The sequence below is a fragment of the Pleurocapsa minor HA4230-MV1 genome (genome assembly GCA_019359095.1).
Classification (GTDB): Bacteria; Cyanobacteriota; Cyanobacteriia; order Cyanobacteriales; family Xenococcaceae; genus Waterburya; species Waterburya minor.
Genome location: JAHHHZ010000013.1, coordinates 81651 through 98935 on the forward strand (window position 1 = coordinate 81651; position 17285 = coordinate 98935).

Below are 17285 nucleotides of genomic sequence, written 5' to 3' on the forward strand. Positions count from 1 at the left end.
GGAAGACAAGTTATTTTTACCTTATCCAAACATTAAAGAGCATCAGAACTTTTAATTAAGGCTCTTGGCCCATCTAAAGTAGCTCTCATTCTGGCAACTTGCCCAGCACTAAACATGAACATAGCGTCATCATCAACATAGTCCATATAGTTCATATACATATCTCCATTAGGAGCATTGCCACAGGTTATGCGTGGGAAAGTCGGACGACCAAAATTTGAATCTGCTTGGTTAGGAGTATCTTCAACTGCATCAGAACCAGCACATGCGCCCATATCATCACCCCAAATATGTCTTAAATTTAGCCAGTGACCGACTTCATGAGTAGTAGTTCTTCCTTTGTTAAAAGGTGGAATAGCTGTACCAACATCACCAAAGTACTGATGACTAATTACCACACCATCTGTTTCGGCATCACCACCAGGAAACTGAGCATAGCCTAAAAGACCACCGCCTAAATTACATACCCAGATATTTAAATACTTATCTGCTGACCAAGCATCCTTACCACCAGTTGAGGCAAATTTGACAGCATCGTCAAAACTAAAGGCTGTTTTTTGCGTAAAAGTTCTTGTGATGCCGTTGGTTGGATTGCCATCAGGATCTCGTACTGCCAACTTAAATTCAATTTTGGCATCTGCGACAAAAGGTATAAATGGTTCAGGAACTAGACTAATATCAGCATTTTGTTTTCTGTAATCTTCATTCAGGATTCTGATCTGACTTGTAATCTGCTCATCAGTTATATTTTCCAAACTATTGTTAAAAACTACATGTACGATAACAGGAATGGTAATGAGCGGAAAATCTGCTCTAGCGCGGGCGCTGTCTGTCTCATAGTCTCTGCTGTATTGCTCAATGGATAGTCGCTGCTGCCTGTATGTAAGAGAGGTTTCCATCAATATTTGATGGTGAATCATAGTGCCACAGGTGCGTCTTTGAGAAGTCATGTTTTTCTTACTCCACTAATCTAAAATAATGTTTTAATCTATATTTTCAAGGCTTTGACTATTACTTGTAATTAAGTAATTACTATTATGCAAATCATAGTTTTTGCGAAAAAACTTTACATAATCTGCTTGCTCTTCTTTAATTCAGTGTAGATAGTTCAGAATAAATGTGTAGGCAATACTCAAAAATTAATTATTAAAATGATAATTATTATCAAATTAAATGAAATATAGATGCTTTTCCAGGAGAAGTTTTGTAATTGGGTTATCAATTCTATCTATAGTGCAACTAGGCTGTTTAGACAAACCAATGAATAACAATCTTCCGTCAGCAATTTTTCAACACTGGATACATTCCCGAGAAGAAGATACTGAAAAGGTAAAAGTTTATCGACCAAGTAATTATCAATTTCCTCCGTCGAGAGGAAGAGATGGATTTGAGATTAAAAAAGATGGACAATTTATTCAGTACGGAATTGGAGCTACTGACAGACCACAAAAGATTACAGGAACATGGAAAGCTGAAAAAGACAATCAAATTAAAATTTCTTGGGAAAATCAAAACCAGAATTATACAATGCAAGTCTTGTCATGTGAAAAGGGGTTATTAAAAGTTCGTTACAGCTGGTAAATTTCAACTTGTAGTTTTATGTTTAGTAAATAATGGCTCTGGAGTTTTTTAACAAAGTATGACCAGGGAAAGATGTATGCCAGCGATTGTTTAAATTAGTTTAAACATAGTAGCTTTGTTTCACATCATGAATTATTTAGTAACAGTTTTAGAGAACAAACAGCAAGCAGAAGAAGCATATTCTGTTCTGCAAAAAGATGGTATTCCACCAGAAAAAATAACCATTCTTGGTCAAGGCTATCAAAGCGCCGATGAATTTGGTTTAATCAATCCTAATGACCAGGCAAGCAAAAGAGCAAGTAAATTAGCTTATATGTTAATTCCCTTTGGTTTTGTTGCAGGTTATGTATTTAATTTGCTTACAGGTATTCACCTTTTTTCCTTTACTAACTCAACAGCCGAGCATATTATCGGCGGTATTTTGGGTGCAGCCTCTGGATTATTAGGTGCAGTTTTTGTCGGTGGTGGTGTTGGTTTAACCACAGGTAGCGGGGATGCTTTGACCTATCGCAACCGTCTCAATGCAGGTAAATATATTATTGTGACTAAAGGTACTGATAGTTTGATTCGTCAAGCGACAAAATTATTGCGTCAGTTTGAGCCTGAGTATATTCAAGGTTATGAAGAACCTGTTTAGTAAACCTGTCTATTGATAGTAAAATAATCTTTTGCGCCTAAAAAGCTCTCATTCTCACCAATTGCCACCAACAAAGACAACCAGAGATGAGAAAGAAACACCCTGCCACAATTAAGCCGAGGGATAAATTATAGCGAGAAGCGATCGCCCCAACCAAAGGCGCAATGATAGCAAAAGCAACCCGAAAGACTAGACTATTGAGAGAAAGAATCGTCGCCCTCACAGAAGAAGCAATTTGTTGATTGATGGCATTGAGAATTAACGGGGAAGAAAAACCCCGCACTAAATAGATGCTCAGGATCAAAACTAGACCCCAAACTTGGTTAATACTTCCCAGGCAAATATAGGAAGTGGCTAAAATAATTATGAGCAAGAAAATGGCTCGTTTGATCCCGAAAAGGCGCTGTAGATGGTGAGAATTGATTGATGCTAAACTCATTCCCAAGTGAAATATTGCCCACGCCCAACCAAAAGCTTGAATGGGAATATTTAATTGCTGGAGATAGTCTTGTGATAGCCAGACGATTAGGAAACTAGCACTAGAAAAAGTACTGCTAAGTAGGATTAACCATCGTAGTTTAGGGCGTTTATAAACATCAATAATGATATCTTTGAGCTGATTTAATTTTTGAGTTTGGGCGATCGCTTGGTGAAATTTTGGCTCGACTAAAGTTAGGGCTAAAGCAAAATAAATAATTAAGCAAACCGTCTGGAAATAAAAAGGATAGACCAAATTAATTGAGGCGATCGCAGCACCGATAATGCCACAAACTGCTTCACTAATGCCAGCAATAGCACCTAATCTGCCTTCCCATACCTGATAGTGTTGTTCTTTCCCCAACTGGATCAAGGTATCGTAACCCAGCGCGGTATTTGCCCCTGAAATCAGACTTCCAGCTACTCCCGCTAAAATTTCGGCGATCGCAAATGCGGTAAATGAAGTTCCCACACAGTAAATTAACCAACTAGCAACCCATACCCCACTACCAACGACTAAACAGGCTTTTCTCCCCCAAAGATCGGCTAAATATCCAGAGGGGACTTCTAACACTAAAATAGACAAGGATAAGATGGTTTTGAGCAGTACTATCTGTTCAATGTTTAAGCCGTAATGCTCATAAAATAAAACAATAGTGGGAATGGGAAACCAAGCAAAGGCTAATCCCTGTAAGATGTAAAGTTTGGTTAAATTAGCTGAGTAAGATTGGTTCAAGTAAAAATTTAGGTGAAAGGAAATGCAAGTTCAGGTAATTTATTTGATCTTAAAATGATTGAACCGATTAATTTACTAGTTCCCTTGTTCTTACTTGGGATAATCATCATCTCGGCAGTATATTTTAATAACCAATCTTGATGTCAGAAATACGCGGAGTCTGGATTACCAATCGTCCTCACAGCAAAATTTTAGAGTCACGGCAACATATAATTGAGGCGCTAGATTTCCTGAGCTTCTATGGCTTTAATCTGATTTTTCCTGTGGTTTGGAATCGGGGTTATACTCTCTATCCCAGCCAGGTAATGAGTCAACACAATTTACCAGTAATCGATCCTTTTTATCAAGCGCAGCAGCGCGATCCTCTAGCAGAAATTATCATTGAGGCAAAGCAACGCAACCTAAAAGTAATTCCCTGGTTAGAATATGGCTTTGCAGCTTCTCACTTATTAGATGGCGGACATATTTTACAGCGCTATCCCCACTGGCAAGCAATAGATCGCGATGGAACAACAGTAAGACAGGGAGGCTTAACCTGGATGAATGCTTTTCACCCCGAAGTGCAACAATTTATGCAGTCGATAGTTCAAGAAATTATCCGTAACTATGATGTAGACGGAATTCAAGGATGCGATCGCCTGCCTGCCCTGCCCGTCACCGCAGGATATGATAGTTTTACCGTAGCGCAATATCAATCCAGCTTTGCTCAACAGCCACCCCATAACTATCAAGACAAGCATTGGCTACAGTGGCGCGCCGATCTGTTAACTGATTTTTTAAGTCAGATGTATCAAAATGTAAAAACCATTAAACCTCAAGCAATTGTTTCCCTCTCTCCTGCGGTGTACCCTTTTTGTCTAAATAACCTGTTGCAAGATGTCAAAGCCTGGGTAGATCGAGGTTTATGTGACATGATTCATCCCCAGATCTATCGCTCTAGTTTTTTTAGCTACAACCAAGAAGTAAAACAGATTATTAAAACCTTTGCTCATGATTCATTACCTAAATTTGCTCCAGGGATTGCCTTGACTGCTAATGGTAAAGATGTCAGCCATCGAGACTTGATTAAATATATTAAAACTAATCGCGATCGCCACTTGAGCGGTCAAGTATTTTTCCACTATGAAGGGTTGCGCAAAAATAATGATGCAGTAGCGATCGCCTTAGCTAAATCTGCTAATTATACTGGCGTTGCTGATTTAAAGTATACCACAAGGGTACAACGTGAAATCGATAAGTAAACTGTTCGTAGCTCTAAGCTATAAGCCATAAGCTATAAGCTTTTAATCAATTTTTACTTTTTGGTAGCAGTTTAATTCCGCTAAAACTCCATTACCCACTACCCACTACCCATTACCCACTACCCACTACCCATTACCCACTACCCACTACCCATTACCCATTACCCACTACCCACTACCCATTACCCATTACCCATTACCCACTACCCACTACCCATTACCCATTACCCATTACCCACTACCCACTACCCATTACCCATTACCCATTACCCACTACCCACTACCCACTACCCACTACCCATTACCCATTACCCACTACCCATTACCCATTACCCATTACCCATATATGCAACGTTATTTCAAAGTTTTAAGGTTGTTTTGGTCTACGGCGATCGCCACAGAATTAGAGTATCGGCTCAATTTTGCGATCGCGACTATTACCAGTATTGCTAATTTAGTGGGTAGTTTGTTTGGACTATCGCTATTTTATCGGACTGGCTATACTTTCCAGGGCTGGAATTGGCAGGAAGCAACGATAGTTTTAGGTTTGTTTACTCTCTTGCAAGGCTTTTCTGCTACTTTTCTCGTCCCTAATTTAAACAGCATTGTCAAGCAGGTTGAACAGGGAACTCTCGACTTCGTGTTGCTCAAGCCGATCAGTAGTCAGTTTTGGTTATCTACCAAGACTATCTCTCCTTGGGGGTTGCCCGATCTACTGTTTGGTAGCATCCTGATAGTTTATGCTGGCAATCAATTGGGTTTAGCTTGGTATGACTATCTAGCGAGTCTAATTCCCCTAGGTTTTGGCGTGATTATTCTCTATAGCCTGTGGTTTATTTTAGGGGCAACTAGTATCTGGTTTGTTAAAGTTTATAACGTTACCGAAGTACTGCGAGGCTTATTAGAAGCGGGAAGATATCCGATGGTAGCCTATCCTGTTATTTATCGCTTCTTCTTTACTTTTGTTGTACCTGTGGCTTTTTTAACTACTGTTCCTGCTCAAGCTATGCTCAATCGTAGCGAACTTAGCTGGAGTATTGGTGCAGCTATTTTAGCCTGTGCCTTATTTATCTTCTCTATCTTTTTTTGGCGGTTTGCTTTACTTTTTTACACTAGCGCTTCGAGTTAGCTATATCAGCATAATTAGTTAATTTATTTAATTGGTAGGCGCTGGATATTGGCGTTACTGCCAATTACCACCATTATCGATCCTTTTTTCAGTATTTCTCCTGGAATGGGATTAGTGATAAATCTTTCACCGTTACCAATCGCTAGAACATTGACTCCATAACGCTTGCGCAAATCTAGTTGGGCTATAGTTTGACCATGAAATTCTGCGGGGGTTAAAATTTCCACAATGCTATTCTCCGTATCCAACTGAAACCGTTCTAAGAGTCCAGGTTGAGTTAAAGTGCTAGCCAAAGTGCAACCAGCCTCATATTCAGGGAATACTACCCGATCTGCACCGACTCGCTTGAGTACTTTGCCATGAATTTCTGATGATGCCTTAGCAACTACATACTCTACTCCAGCTTCTTTAACATTGAGAGTTGTAATAATGCTTTCTTGGAGATAGTTACCGATCGCCACAATAACGGTGTCTACTTCAAAAATTCCTGCTTCTTTGAGGGATTCAGGTTCAGTCGAATCTAGCTGAATTGCGTGGGAGGCGACTCTTTGGGCTAAAACCTGAGAGACTAATTTTTCATCGATATCTGTACCTAAGACTTCGTAACCCATCTTATGTAAGGAAGTACAGACTGCTCTACCAAAACGTCCCAAGCCAATTACAGCAAACTGACGGTTGTGAGTACGGGCGTTAGTTAAAAAATTGAGAGATTTCAAGGACTCTAATCTAAATAATTCTAAACTATTGGCATTTTAATCGATCGGATGTCCTTTCGGATCGATGAGGCTGCCTTGATTAATTTAGTGTCTATTGCTCGATCGTTAATTAAGGCAAGACCGATTGACATTTGAGGCAATCCACAAGATATAGATAAAATATAAGCTAATCTATCGATTCAATTCCTATCTACAAAAGCTTAATGACTGAAGCCACCTCTATTCGTCACACCAAACCTATCAGCCAAACGGCTAGCTTGTTCTATCAAGTTGCCATGTCTCAACCTGCATCCCATCTATTTGAAGTTACCCTGAAAATTAGTGACTGGCGATCGCCTACTCTAGATTTAAAGATGCCAGTCTGGACACCTGGTTCTTATTTAGTTAGAGAGTATGCCAGACATCTACAAGACTTTTCGGCGCGTTCTGGCGAGGGGGAATTAACTAGTCGTAAGCTGAGTAAGAATCATTGGCAGATCGCCACCGCTAATGCTAGCGAAATTATAGTTAGCTACCGTATTTACGCTAATGATTTAACAGTACGTACTAATCATTTAGATGCCACTCACGCTTATTTTAATGGTGCTGCATTGTTTTTCTTTGTTCCAGGATTAGAACAGCAACCGATTAGCGTAAAAATTGTGCCACCTCAATCCGACTGGTGCGTTACGACTACCCTAACTAAAATCGAGGGTGAGGAGAATACTTTTCAAGCTCAAGACTTTGATACTTTAGTTGATACTCCCGTAGAGGTAGGCACACACCAAGTATATGATTTTGAGGTACTGGGAAAACCTCATTCATTAGCAATATGGAGTCAAGGTAACGCTAATCCCCACAAGATTATTACCGACACTACCAAGGTGATTGAGGTAGAAGCCGAGATCTTTGATGGTTTACCCTATGAACAGTATTTATTTTTGTTACATCTTTCAGGTAGTGGCTATGGTGGTTTAGAACACAAAGACTGCTGTACGCTAAATTATCCCCGATTTGGATTTAGCGATCGCGAGAAATATGAACGGTTTATGCAGCTAGTAGCACACGAATTCTTCCATCTTTGGAACGTTAAACGCATTCGTCCCCAAGCTTTAGAAACTTTTGACTACGAAGCCGAAAACTACACTACATCCCTCTGGTTTTGTGAAGGAACAACTAGCTACTACGATGCAATTATTCCCTTACGAGCAGGGATTTATGACCAGAAAACCTGCCTCAAAAACTTGAGCAAGGACATTAATAAGTATCTCAACACCATTGGACGTAATGTACAACCTCTGGGGGAATCAAGCTATGATGCTTGGATCAAATTATATCGTCGTGATGCCTATAGTGATAACAATCAGATTTCCTATTATCTCAAAGGAGAACTGGTTTCTTTACTGTTAGATTTATTGATTCGAGCTAAATATCAGAATAAGCGATCGCTTGATGATGTAATGCGCTTGATGTGGTCGCGTTTTGGACAAGAGGAAGTCGGTTTTAGTGAAACTCAACTCAGGGAAACTATTGCTGAGGTTGCAGCCGAGAACCTAGATGATTTCTTTGCTCGCTACATTGAAACTACTGAAGAATTGCCCTTTGATGACTATCTTAACCCCTTTGGCTTATACTTAAAAACTGTTAGTGAATCCGATGCTCCTTATCTGGGAATCAAGGTACAGTCCGATAGTAATCGGGAAGTGATCGAGTTTGTTGCTGCCGAATCTCCCGCAGCGTTAGCAGGAATTGATGCCAAAGATGTGCTGTTAGCAATTAATGGTATTAAGGTCGATGCTAAGTCTCTTGACGAAAGATTAAAAGACTATCAAGCAGAGGATACGATCCAAGTTACTGTGTTTCACAATGATGAATTAAAAACCCTGGCTGTTACTTTAGCTCAACCCCAAGCTAATCGTTATGAGCTGGCGTTCAAAGATAATTTATCCCAGTCACAGCAGCAAAATCTTCGAGGGTGGCTAGGAACAATGAACAATGAGCAATGAGCAATGAGTCCTAAAGGATATGCGAAGCGGTATCTCCAACTATGCGAGACAAGTGGTTTACCATTAGCTCGCAAGCTCGCGTCACAATGAGCAGTGACAGTAGGGTGGGCAAACGAGCAAATTATACTTGTGTGTTTTCAATATTCTTTATGCCCACCTAATCAGTCCTAAAGGACGACGCGTAGCTAGTGCTTTAGCATAAGCTTCGCAAATAATCAGTAATTAGTAATTAGTAATTAGTAATCAATCATCAATCAAAATGCATAATTTTTTAGAAATAGCCTACTTTCAAAATAGATTTGTTCCTTTTAAAGAAGCAAATATCTCCATCGCCACTCATGCTCTTCACTACGGAACAGGTGCTTTTGGTGGAATGAGAGGTATTCCTAATCCAGATAATGCTGAACAAATATTATTATTTAGGCTAGATCGTCACTGTAATCGTTTGAGTGATAGCGCCAAGCTACTTGGTTATGATTTACCAGCAGCAAAAATTCAGCAAATTATTATTGATTTTGTGCAGAAAAATCAGCCCAATAAACCTTTTTATATTCGTCCTTTTGTTTATACCTCTGACTTAGGTATTGCTCCTCGACTGCATAAAATTGAAAAAGACTTTTTTGTTTATGGATTAGAACTAGGGGATTATTTACCTCCTGATGGCATTAGCTGTCGTATTAGTTCTTGGTATCGTCAAGAAGATCGGAGTTTACCTCTACGGGGTAAGATCAGCGGCGCATATATTACTTCTTCCCTGGCTAAAACCGAAGCAGTAGAATCTGGTTTTGATGAGGCAATTTTGATGAATTCTCAAGGTAAAATTTGCGAAGCATCAGGAATGAATATCTTTATGGTGAGAAACAATAAATTAATCACGCCTGGGTTTAATCAAGATATTTTAGAAGGTATTACTAGAGATAGCGTGCTGACTATTGCCAGGGATATGGGGATTGAAGTCGAAGAAAGAGCAATTGATAAAACCGAATTACTAATTGCTGAAGAAGTATTTTTAAGCGGTACAGCAGCAAAAGTAACTCCTGTAAAACAAATTGAAAGCTATCATTTGTCTACCGAGCGACCAATTACCGAAAAAATTAAAGCCAAACTAACTTCAATTACTAAAAATCAAGAGCCAAAATATCAAGATTGGATTTATACAGTTGATTGCTAGGCAGATTAATTATCGCCATTGGTAGATTTCTATTCAAATAATATATAGCAATCCTAAATGAAATGAGAAATTTCTACTACCTACTACCTACTATCTAAAAACCAATCAATGTAGTTTCATGAATTAAATAGGACTGCTATATGGCTCAAGTTGTAGTTGGAGTGATGGGTGCGGGAGATTTAGCAACTCACGAAGATACCGAACTGGCTTATCAGCTAGGTAAATCAATTGCAGAAAATGGCTGGATTTTGCTGACAGGAGGTAGAAAAGTAGGAGTCATGGAGGCAGCCAGCCAAGGTGCAAAAGCAAGTGGCGGAACAGTAATCGGTATTTTGCCTGGCAATAATAAACTAGAAATGTCTGATGCAGTCGATATTGCCATCGTTACTGATTTGGGCAATGGACGCAATAATATTAATGTCTTGTCTTGCGATCTTGTGATTGCCTGTGGTATGGGTTTGGGGACAGCTTCAGAAGTTGCTTTGGCGTTGAAAAATAATCGACCTATAATTTTGCTTCATCAACAAGAAGTAACCTATCAATTCTTTAGTCATTTGGCTTCAGAACAAGTTTTTTCGGCAGAAAATGTGGAACAAGCGATCGCTCTAAGCCAAGAAATTTTGCTCCCTTAGATCAACTAGATCGACGTAGTGAGTTCCAGTCAAGATCATTAAACTCTTGTATAGTACTGATTTGAGCGAAAAAATACTTGACTTTAATGCTATCTTAGGTTATCTGAGGGGAATTCTAAATTCAAAGCTAGTGTTGTCATGATCAATATTCTCGTAGCTGACGATCAAAATTTTGTCCGTAAAACTTTAGAGTCGTATCTCGAACCAGAATCAGATCTTCAGATTGTTGGTTTTGCTAAAAATGGTGAAGTGGCGATCGCTAAAGTAGCAGAGCTAAAGCCAGATGTAGTGTTGATGGATATTGAGATGCCAGTCATGGATGGTTTTGCAGCTACCGAAACTATTGCTCAAAAATATGCCGATACTAAAGTTTTAATGCTTAGTATTCACAATCAAAAACAAGACGTTGCTCGTGCCTTAAAGCTAGGTGCCAAGGGCTATTGGCTTAAAAACACCACAGCTAAAGAATTAGCTAATGCCATTCGCTATGTCCACAAAGGATATTTTCAACTAGCTCTAGAATTAGTAGACAAGCACTTGGCAAAGACTATGACATTGGATTCTTTGCCCAAGCAAGATCTGGAGTTGAGCGAAAAGCTCAACATGGTAGATACAGTTTTAGCCAAAATAGAACAAAAAATTGATTCTTTAGAAGAACTAACGCCTCACAGCCTGAACGAAACCGTAGAAGCGATTGTCAAGCAGGAGCTGTCTCACAATAAAGAGCGTGATGCTAATTTACAGTTTAGATGCGATCGACTTAAACAACAGTTAAAGAGACACGAACAGAAAACAAATTTAGCCATTAAGATCCTGACGATTACTAATTTCAGCTTGTTTGTGGCTATTTTGGCGATAGGTTATTTGAGCTTCAGCAAGTAAAAGAAAAATTTAAACATTAGCAATCAATTGTATTATTGATACTATTCCCTGACAGCATCAGAACTATTTATAGCTGGTTCTATCGCTGCGTATTTAACGATCGCAATTAATTGCTGTTAAGAAATATATTCATCCCTAATTGGTTTGCGAACCAAACCACATCAACACCAGCAATACGGAGTATCTATCAGTCAGATAAAACAATTGTATTTTGTTTTTCATAGACTTAATACTATAATCATCTGGAGATAGATATATTTGAATCTATTTTTATCAAAGACAGAAATAAATCTATGAATGAAATTTTCAATCAGAGTATCTGGCTTGTCCCTCTCTATGCTTTAGTAGGTGCAACTTTAGCTATTCCTTGGTCGCCTGGAATCATTCGTACTACTGGGCCCCGACCATCGGGTTATATCAATATCCTCATGACTTTGGTAGCGCTGACGCACAGTATCTTAGCCTTGCGAGAAATCTGGGGGCAGCCAGCCCAATATCTTTCATTTCCGTGGCTTCAAGCTGCTGATTTGCATATTGCTTTCGATTTAGAAATTTCCACAATTAATCTGGGTGCGCTAGTTCTAATTACTAGTGTCAACCTACTTGCTCAGGTTTATGCCGTTGGCTACATGGAAATGGATTGGGGGTGGGCGCGTTTTTATTGCATGTTGGCTTTATTTGAAGCGGGAATGTGTACTTTAGTACTGTGCAACTCGCTGTTCTTCAGTTACGTAGTGCTAGAGATTTTGACTCTCGGTACTTATTTACTGATCGGTCTGTGGTTCAACCAGTCTTTGGTAGTCACGGGGGCAAGGGATGCTTTCTTAACTAAACGAGTAGGAGATTTAATTCTCTTGATGGGAGTTGTGGCTTTACTCCCTTTAGCTGGAACTTGGAACTATACCGAGTTAGCAGAGTGGGCAAATACTGCTACTGTCGATCCGACTGTAGCCACTTTACTTTGTTTAGCCTTAATTGCTGGCCCTTTGGGTAAATGCGCTCAATTTCCTCTACATCTTTGGTTAGATGAGGCGATGGAAGGGCCGATGCCAGGAACAATTCTACGGAACACAGTGATAGTTTCTACTGGTGCTTGGGTCTTAATTAAATTACAGCCTGTATTAGCTTTATCTCCTTTTGCCTCTAGTTTTATGGTGGCAATCGGGGCAACAACGGCTATTGGGGCGAGTTTAATTGCGATCGCCCAGATCGATATCAAGCGATCGCTTTCTTATTCTGTCAGTGCTTATATGGGCTTGGTGTTTATTGCCGTGGGGACACAGCAAGATATTACAGCACTAAAACTCTTGTTCACCTATGCGATCGCCATGTCATTATTAGTGATGAGTATTGGCGGGGTGGTGTTAAATACCATTACCCAAGATTTAACTCAATATGGTGGTTTGTGGTCGCGTCGTCCCATTTCAGGCATTTGCTATTTAGTGGGTGCTGCTTCATTGGTAGCTTTTCCGCCTTTGGGTTGTTTTTGGACGCTAACAGAATTGGCAGATCGTCTCTGGCAAAACCATCCTTGGTTGGTGGGAGTCATCCTGATTGTTAATGGTTTGACAGCGTTTAGCTTAACTCGCGAGTTTTGTTTAATTTTTGCTGGTCGAATCAAGCAAATGACAGTGCGATCGCCTGAAGGGTTATGGAGTGTGGTATTACCTATGACAGTTGGCATGGGACTCGCTTTACACGCACCTATCTTGTTATACCAGTGGGGTTTATTACCACAGTTATCTGATTTAGATTTAACTATTGCGGCTGCTTTGGCGGTCACAACTTTAGTCGGCGCTGGTGCAGCTAGTCTGATTTATCTCAATGACAGCATTGCCAAACCAATTCAACTAAAGCCGAAGGCAGTACAAGACTTTTTTGCCTACGATCTTTATACCGAAAAGTTTTATCGCCTGACCGTTATTGCTGTGGTGGGTGTAGTTTCTCAACTAGTTTATTGGTGCGATCGCTATTTAGTTGATGGGGTAATTAATTTCTTCGGCTTGGCGACTATTTTTAGTGGTGAAAGTCTTAGATACAATACCTCTGGTCAGACCCAATTTTACTTTCTTTCGATCCTGTTGGGAGTCTTTCTCTTCGTAGGAATAATTTGTTTCCCTTTGTTTTCCAATTATCTTTTATAACTTGTCCTAAAAAACAAGTTTAACTATCAACTTTTTTAATTAATGTAAGCTGTGATTAGAATGATTAACCAACAAGAATTACCAGTTTCTCGTCGTCGCATGATGCAGTTTGGCGCAGGTTTTATTGGTACAACAACCCTAGCTAGTGCGATTGGTTTAAACCTTCACGATTCTCAATCTGTTAAAGCTCAAGAAGTTACAGGTGTTGACATGACTCCTGACCAAGCTTTTCAAAAATTAATCGAGGGTCATCAACGTTTTCTGCAAAATAAAACTACCAATACTAATCAATCTTTAAAATATTTACAATCAGTTTCTGAAGACCAAAAACCTTTTGCTGCTATTATTGGTTGTGCCGATTCTCGCTGTCCTCTTGAAGTTGTTTTTGACCAAGGTTTTGGCAATTTATTTGTGGTAAGAGATGCAGGAAACGTGGTAACACCAGAAGAATCAGGTAGTTTAGAATTTGGAACTTTAGTATTAGGCGCTAAAGTACTTCTCGTTATGGGTCATTATGGTTGTGGCGCGGTCAAAGCTGCTTTAGCAGGACAAGAAGTGCCAGGCTCTATTGCTAGTGTTCTGTCTCACATTGAGCCTGCCGTCAAGGATTATAAAGGACAACAAGATGATAAAGAAGCCGTGAAAAAAGCGACAGAACTTAATGTAATTTATCAAGTGAATAAATTAAAACAATCCCCTGTTTTATCTGAATTGGTTGCTAAGAATCAATTAAAAATTGTAGGTGGATATTTTGATTTTAAAAATGGAGAGTTAAATATACTGGAAACTTAAATATAGTTACTAAATTATTTATTGCTATTTGATACTTTATTGATTGATGAGAGTATCTCATATGGCAGTCCTATTTGATTCATGCAACTACATTGATTGGTTTTTAGGTAATAGGTAGTAGATACTAGAAATTTCTCATTTCATTTAGGATTGCTATAGTAATAAATAGTTAAGAGAATTATCTCTCATAATTATTCAAGCAAAAAACAAGCGCTTTTAAAAAAGATTTAAGTCATACAAAATAATAAAAAATAAAGAAAAAATGCTGAGTTTTTTACTATGGCTACCTGTAATAGGAGCAAGTATCGTTGGATTTATGCCTGGCAAGGCAGAATCAGGACAGTTACGTCAGATTACTACTGTATTTGCTGTGGTAACGTTTGTCTGGACAATTTGGCTCTTAACTCAATTCGACCTAAGTCTTGCAGGATGGCAATTTGCCGAGTATTTACCTTGGATTAAACCAATTGGTTTAAGTTATAGCTTGGCAGTCGATGGTTTATCTTTGCCCTTGTTAGTTTTAAATGCTCTACTGACCATTATTGCAATTTATAGTATTGGCGAAAATGTCGAACGTCCTCGACTTTATTATGCTTTGCTATTGTTAATCAATGCTGGAATTACAGGGGCATTAGTAGCGCAAAATCTCTTACTGTTTGTCATTTTCTATGAAATAGAATTGATTCCCTTCTATCTAATGATCGCTATCTGGGGAGGGGAAAAAAGAAACTATGCCGCCACTAAGTTTTTACTCTATACAGCAGTATCGGGACTACTAGTATTGGCTGCTTTTTTAGGCATTGGTTTCCTCAATGAAGTAATCAGTTTTGATTACGATACTATTTCTACCCAAGGCTTATCCCTTACTACTCAATTAATTTTATTAAGCGTCTTACTAGTAGGGTTTGGCATTAAAATTCCCTTAGTTCCTCTCCATACTTGGCTACCAGATGCCTATACAGAAGCTTCTCCATCTGTGACGATTCTTTTAGGAGGAATCTTAGCTAAATTGGGTACTTATGGCTTAATTCGCTTTGGTTTACAGTTATTCCCCGAAACCTGGTCAGTAGTTGCTCCAGGATTGGCAATTGTCGGCACGATTAGCGTACTCTATGGAGCATTAAGTGCGATCGCTCAAAAAGATATTAAACGTATGGTAGCCTATAGTTCGATTGGACACATGGGCTATATCTTGGTTGCTGTTGCTGCGGGAACACAATTAAGTATTTTGGGTGCAGTAGCCCAAATGATCGGACACGGTTTGATCTTGGCTTTACTATTTCATCTTGTGGGTATTGTCGAACGCAAAGTCGGAACTCGCGATCTCGATGTCCTCAATGGCTTAATGAATCCGATTCGGGGTTTACCCCTCACCAGCGGATTGCTAATTATGGCAGGAATGGCGAGTGCAGGAATCCCTGGTTTAGTGGGCTTTGTAGCAGAATTTATAATTTTTCAGGGCAGTTTCAGTACTTTTCCTATCCCAACCCTGCTTTGCATCATTGCCTCTGGTTTAACAGCGGTTTACTTCATCATTTTGCTTAATCGCACCTGCTTTGGCAAATTAGATAACAAATTGGCATATTACCCTGCTGTCCTAAAATCAGAAAGCATTCCTGCCTTCGTTTTAACTGCAATTATTCTTTTCTTAGGGATTCAACCCAACTGGCTAGTACGCTGGATTGAACCGACTACCAATTTATTAGCAGTAAATGTTCACCACACCGAACAAGTAGCAATGAGTCCTAAAGGATTAGCTCGCAAGCTCGCGTTACAATGAGCAGTGAGCAGTGAGCAGTGAGCAAATAGTTAGTAATCAGTAATTAGTAATTAGTAATTAGTAATCAAAATGACCCAAACAACTATTAAACCAACAAAACTTCCTCCTTCAGATCATCAATATGCTGATATTATTCATCGCCTGGAAGCTGGTGGCTCGATGTTACCCGATACTCCAGAAAACTTGATGCAGATTATTGGTATCTATAAAGCCTATGCAGTACCAATGGACTTTTATTGGCGAGATTTGCTTTATATCGCCGAACGAGTATTTTTAGAACCTTTACCTTTCTTCAAATACTTTCTCCCTCAAGAATATTTAGACTTAGCCAATCACTATGCAGGAGATGATGCTGACTTAAAAGTATGGCGAGGTAAAGCATCGGCTCACCCTGAACTCTTGGAATTTATGCAAAAGGGTGAAACCCGCAAAATGTCTAAGTTGTTTCATCATCTGTGGCACGATCGCATTAATATGGAGTTTGCTGAAGCTTGTATGCGGGCAATGCTATGGCATGGTAGAGACATGGGTATGGGTAGGTTTGATGCTTATTTGGATTCAGATGAATATAAAGCTAATGCCGACAAAGCGATTAAAGCTTATTTTAAAGGTAATCCTGTTATGTTGGGGCTATACAAACTGTTCCCCGATATGTTCCTCGAACAGGTAAGACAACTATCTTACTATTCCAACTTGGGTTTATTTTGGGAAGTAATGGCACCTGTTTTCTTTGAAATGTCCGATATTTATGACGAAGGTGGGTTTAAAGGTGTCCCCGATGCGATGAATTTTTTGGTTAACGGCATTTTCGCTGTGGCAGGTAGACCAATTTATCATCATGTCTATATTGGGGATGAATGCTATGAGATAATTCCTAAATCTAAAGGTTTTACCTGGCTATACGAGGCTGCTCTACCTTATGTAGAAGCTGTCTTTTACCGTACCGCTCCCTTCCGTGGCACAAAATCTTATAATGCCCAAGCTAAACAAGTCCCCACTGAACAAAAAGATTTTCACTACGGTATTTTATACGCAGATGTCTTCCCTGTTGGTACTGCGGGCATTCCTCCCACTTTATTAATGGATGATATGTACCATTTTCTGCCAGATTATCTCCAGAAATATTATCGAGAACATTGTCGAGGAGAAGATGATGTCTTAATCCAACTGGGAGTAACTTTCCAGCGATCGATGTATAACGTCACCTCGGCAGTAATTCAGGCTTTGCGTCAGGCTTTACTTTATCCTCTAGACGATTCTAACCCCAAGCATTTACAAAAAAACCGCGAATTTTTTGAAGCACAGATGGATCGTTTTTTGCGTCCAGAAGCCCGCTTAAACTATATTCAATCTCAGGATTATCGTTAATCGTTAGCAATCCC

General features: G+C 39.4%; 15 protein-coding genes. 12 read left to right on the plus strand and 3 right to left on the minus strand.

The annotated features are described in order from the left end of the window. Positions 1-32 precede the first annotated feature (32 nt). Positions 33-950: a zinc metalloprotease gene (locus KME09_05105; GenBank protein MBW4533295.1), complete on the minus strand. Its 918-nt coding sequence runs from the start codon at positions 948-950 to the stop codon at positions 33-35. 310 nt (positions 951-1260) lie between these two features. On the opposite strand from KME09_05105, the gene KME09_05110 reads away from it, so the two are divergent. Together KME09_05110 and KME09_05115 are read left to right on the plus strand one after the other, a co-directional pair. After that, the gene (locus KME09_05110) at positions 1261-1581 is read left to right on the plus strand and encodes a hypothetical protein (GenBank protein MBW4533296.1); all 321 of its coding nucleotides are present in this window, start codon (positions 1261-1263) and stop codon (positions 1579-1581) included. Positions 1582-1708: 127 nt separating this feature from the next. Then, entirely contained in the window at positions 1709-2218 is a 510-nt protein-coding gene (locus tag KME09_05115) for a hypothetical protein (protein ID MBW4533297.1), read from the plus strand. Between the two features lie 37 nt (positions 2219-2255). On the opposite strand, the gene KME09_05120 is transcribed toward KME09_05115, so the two are convergent. Beyond that, entirely contained in the window at positions 2256-3359 is a 1104-nt protein-coding gene (locus KME09_05120) for an MFS transporter (protein ID MBW4533298.1), read from the minus strand. A 212-nt stretch (positions 3360-3571) separates the two neighbouring features. On the opposite strand from KME09_05120, the gene KME09_05125 reads away from it, so the two are divergent. Next, positions 3572-4672, plus strand: a complete 1101-nt coding sequence (locus tag KME09_05125; protein MBW4533299.1) for a family 10 glycosylhydrolase — start codon at positions 3572-3574, stop codon at positions 4670-4672. Positions 4673-5018: 346 nt separating this feature from the next. Beyond that, positions 5019-5801, plus strand: coding sequence for an ABC transporter permease (locus KME09_05130; GenBank protein MBW4533300.1), 783 nt, complete (start codon positions 5019-5021; stop codon positions 5799-5801). A gap of 23 nt (positions 5802-5824) precedes the next feature. Here the strand turns inward: KME09_05130 and KME09_05135 are convergent, their stop codons facing one another. Continuing rightward, entirely contained in the window at positions 5825-6517 is a 693-nt protein-coding gene (locus KME09_05135) for a TrkA family potassium uptake protein (protein MBW4533301.1), read from the minus strand. A 203-nt stretch (positions 6518-6720) separates the two neighbouring features. Between KME09_05135 and KME09_05140 the strand changes: the two genes are divergently transcribed. The 8 genes from KME09_05140 (at position 6721) to KME09_05175 (ending at position 17271) form a co-directional block, all read left to right on the plus strand. Continuing rightward, entirely contained in the window at positions 6721-8502 is a 1782-nt protein-coding gene (locus tag KME09_05140; GenBank protein ID MBW4533302.1) for a M61 family metallopeptidase, read from the plus strand. 259 nt (positions 8503-8761) lie between these two features. Further along, positions 8762-9673 carry a branched-chain amino acid transaminase gene (locus KME09_05145; GenBank protein MBW4533303.1) on the plus strand — a complete coding sequence of 304 codons (912 nt, stop codon included), beginning with the start codon at positions 8762-8764 and terminating at the stop codon, positions 9671-9673. Positions 9674-9813: 140 nt separating this feature from the next. Next, the gene (locus KME09_05150; GenBank protein MBW4533304.1) at positions 9814-10305 is read left to right on the plus strand and encodes a TIGR00725 family protein; all 492 of its coding nucleotides are present in this window, start codon (positions 9814-9816) and stop codon (positions 10303-10305) included. A gap of 138 nt (positions 10306-10443) precedes the next feature. After that, positions 10444-11187: a response regulator transcription factor gene (locus KME09_05155; protein MBW4533305.1), complete on the plus strand. Its 744-nt coding sequence runs from the start codon at positions 10444-10446 to the stop codon at positions 11185-11187. A gap of 293 nt (positions 11188-11480) precedes the next feature. Further along, on the plus strand, positions 11481-13331 hold the full coding sequence (locus KME09_05160; GenBank protein ID MBW4533306.1) for an NAD(P)H-quinone oxidoreductase subunit F: 1851 nt from the start codon (positions 11481-11483) through the stop codon (positions 13329-13331). Between the two features lie 60 nt (positions 13332-13391). After that, complete coding sequence (locus KME09_05165; protein MBW4533307.1) at positions 13392-14123, plus strand: carbonic anhydrase; 732 nt, start codon at positions 13392-13394, stop codon at positions 14121-14123. A gap of 262 nt (positions 14124-14385) precedes the next feature. Then, positions 14386-15903 (plus strand): NADH-quinone oxidoreductase subunit M, encoded by a 1518-nt coding sequence (locus KME09_05170; protein ID MBW4533308.1) that lies wholly within the window; start codon positions 14386-14388, stop codon positions 15901-15903. 69 nt (positions 15904-15972) lie between these two features. Continuing rightward, the gene (locus tag KME09_05175) at positions 15973-17271 is read left to right on the plus strand and encodes a CO2 hydration protein (protein MBW4533309.1); all 1299 of its coding nucleotides are present in this window, start codon (positions 15973-15975) and stop codon (positions 17269-17271) included. Positions 17272-17285 lie beyond the last annotated feature (14 nt).

What these genes read in the sequence shown, in the direction of transcription:
- KME09_05105 (MBW4533295.1), bottom strand. Translation starts at nt 950, where the DNA reads ATGACTTCTCAAAGACGCACCTGTGGCACTATGATTCACCATCAAATA.
- KME09_05110 (MBW4533296.1), top strand. Translation starts at nt 1,261, where the DNA reads ATGAATAACAATCTTCCGTCAGCAATTTTTCAACACTGGATACATTCC.
- KME09_05115 (MBW4533297.1), top strand. Translation starts at nt 1,709, where the DNA reads ATGAATTATTTAGTAACAGTTTTAGAGAACAAACAGCAAGCAGAAGAA.
- KME09_05125 (MBW4533299.1), top strand. Translation starts at nt 3,572, where the DNA reads ATGTCAGAAATACGCGGAGTCTGGATTACCAATCGTCCTCACAGCAAA.
- KME09_05130 (MBW4533300.1), top strand. Translation starts at nt 5,019, where the DNA reads ATGCAACGTTATTTCAAAGTTTTAAGGTTGTTTTGGTCTACGGCGATC.
- KME09_05140 (MBW4533302.1), top strand. Translation starts at nt 6,721, where the DNA reads ATGACTGAAGCCACCTCTATTCGTCACACCAAACCTATCAGCCAAACG.
- KME09_05145 (MBW4533303.1), top strand. Translation starts at nt 8,762, where the DNA reads ATGCATAATTTTTTAGAAATAGCCTACTTTCAAAATAGATTTGTTCCT.
- KME09_05150 (MBW4533304.1), top strand. Translation starts at nt 9,814, where the DNA reads ATGGCTCAAGTTGTAGTTGGAGTGATGGGTGCGGGAGATTTAGCAACT.
- KME09_05155 (MBW4533305.1), top strand. Translation starts at nt 10,444, where the DNA reads ATGATCAATATTCTCGTAGCTGACGATCAAAATTTTGTCCGTAAAACT.
- KME09_05160 (MBW4533306.1), top strand. Translation starts at nt 11,481, where the DNA reads ATGAATGAAATTTTCAATCAGAGTATCTGGCTTGTCCCTCTCTATGCT.
- KME09_05165 (MBW4533307.1), top strand. Translation starts at nt 13,392, where the DNA reads ATGATTAACCAACAAGAATTACCAGTTTCTCGTCGTCGCATGATGCAG.
- KME09_05170 (MBW4533308.1), top strand. Translation starts at nt 14,386, where the DNA reads ATGCTGAGTTTTTTACTATGGCTACCTGTAATAGGAGCAAGTATCGTT.
- KME09_05175 (MBW4533309.1), top strand. Translation starts at nt 15,973, where the DNA reads ATGACCCAAACAACTATTAAACCAACAAAACTTCCTCCTTCAGATCAT.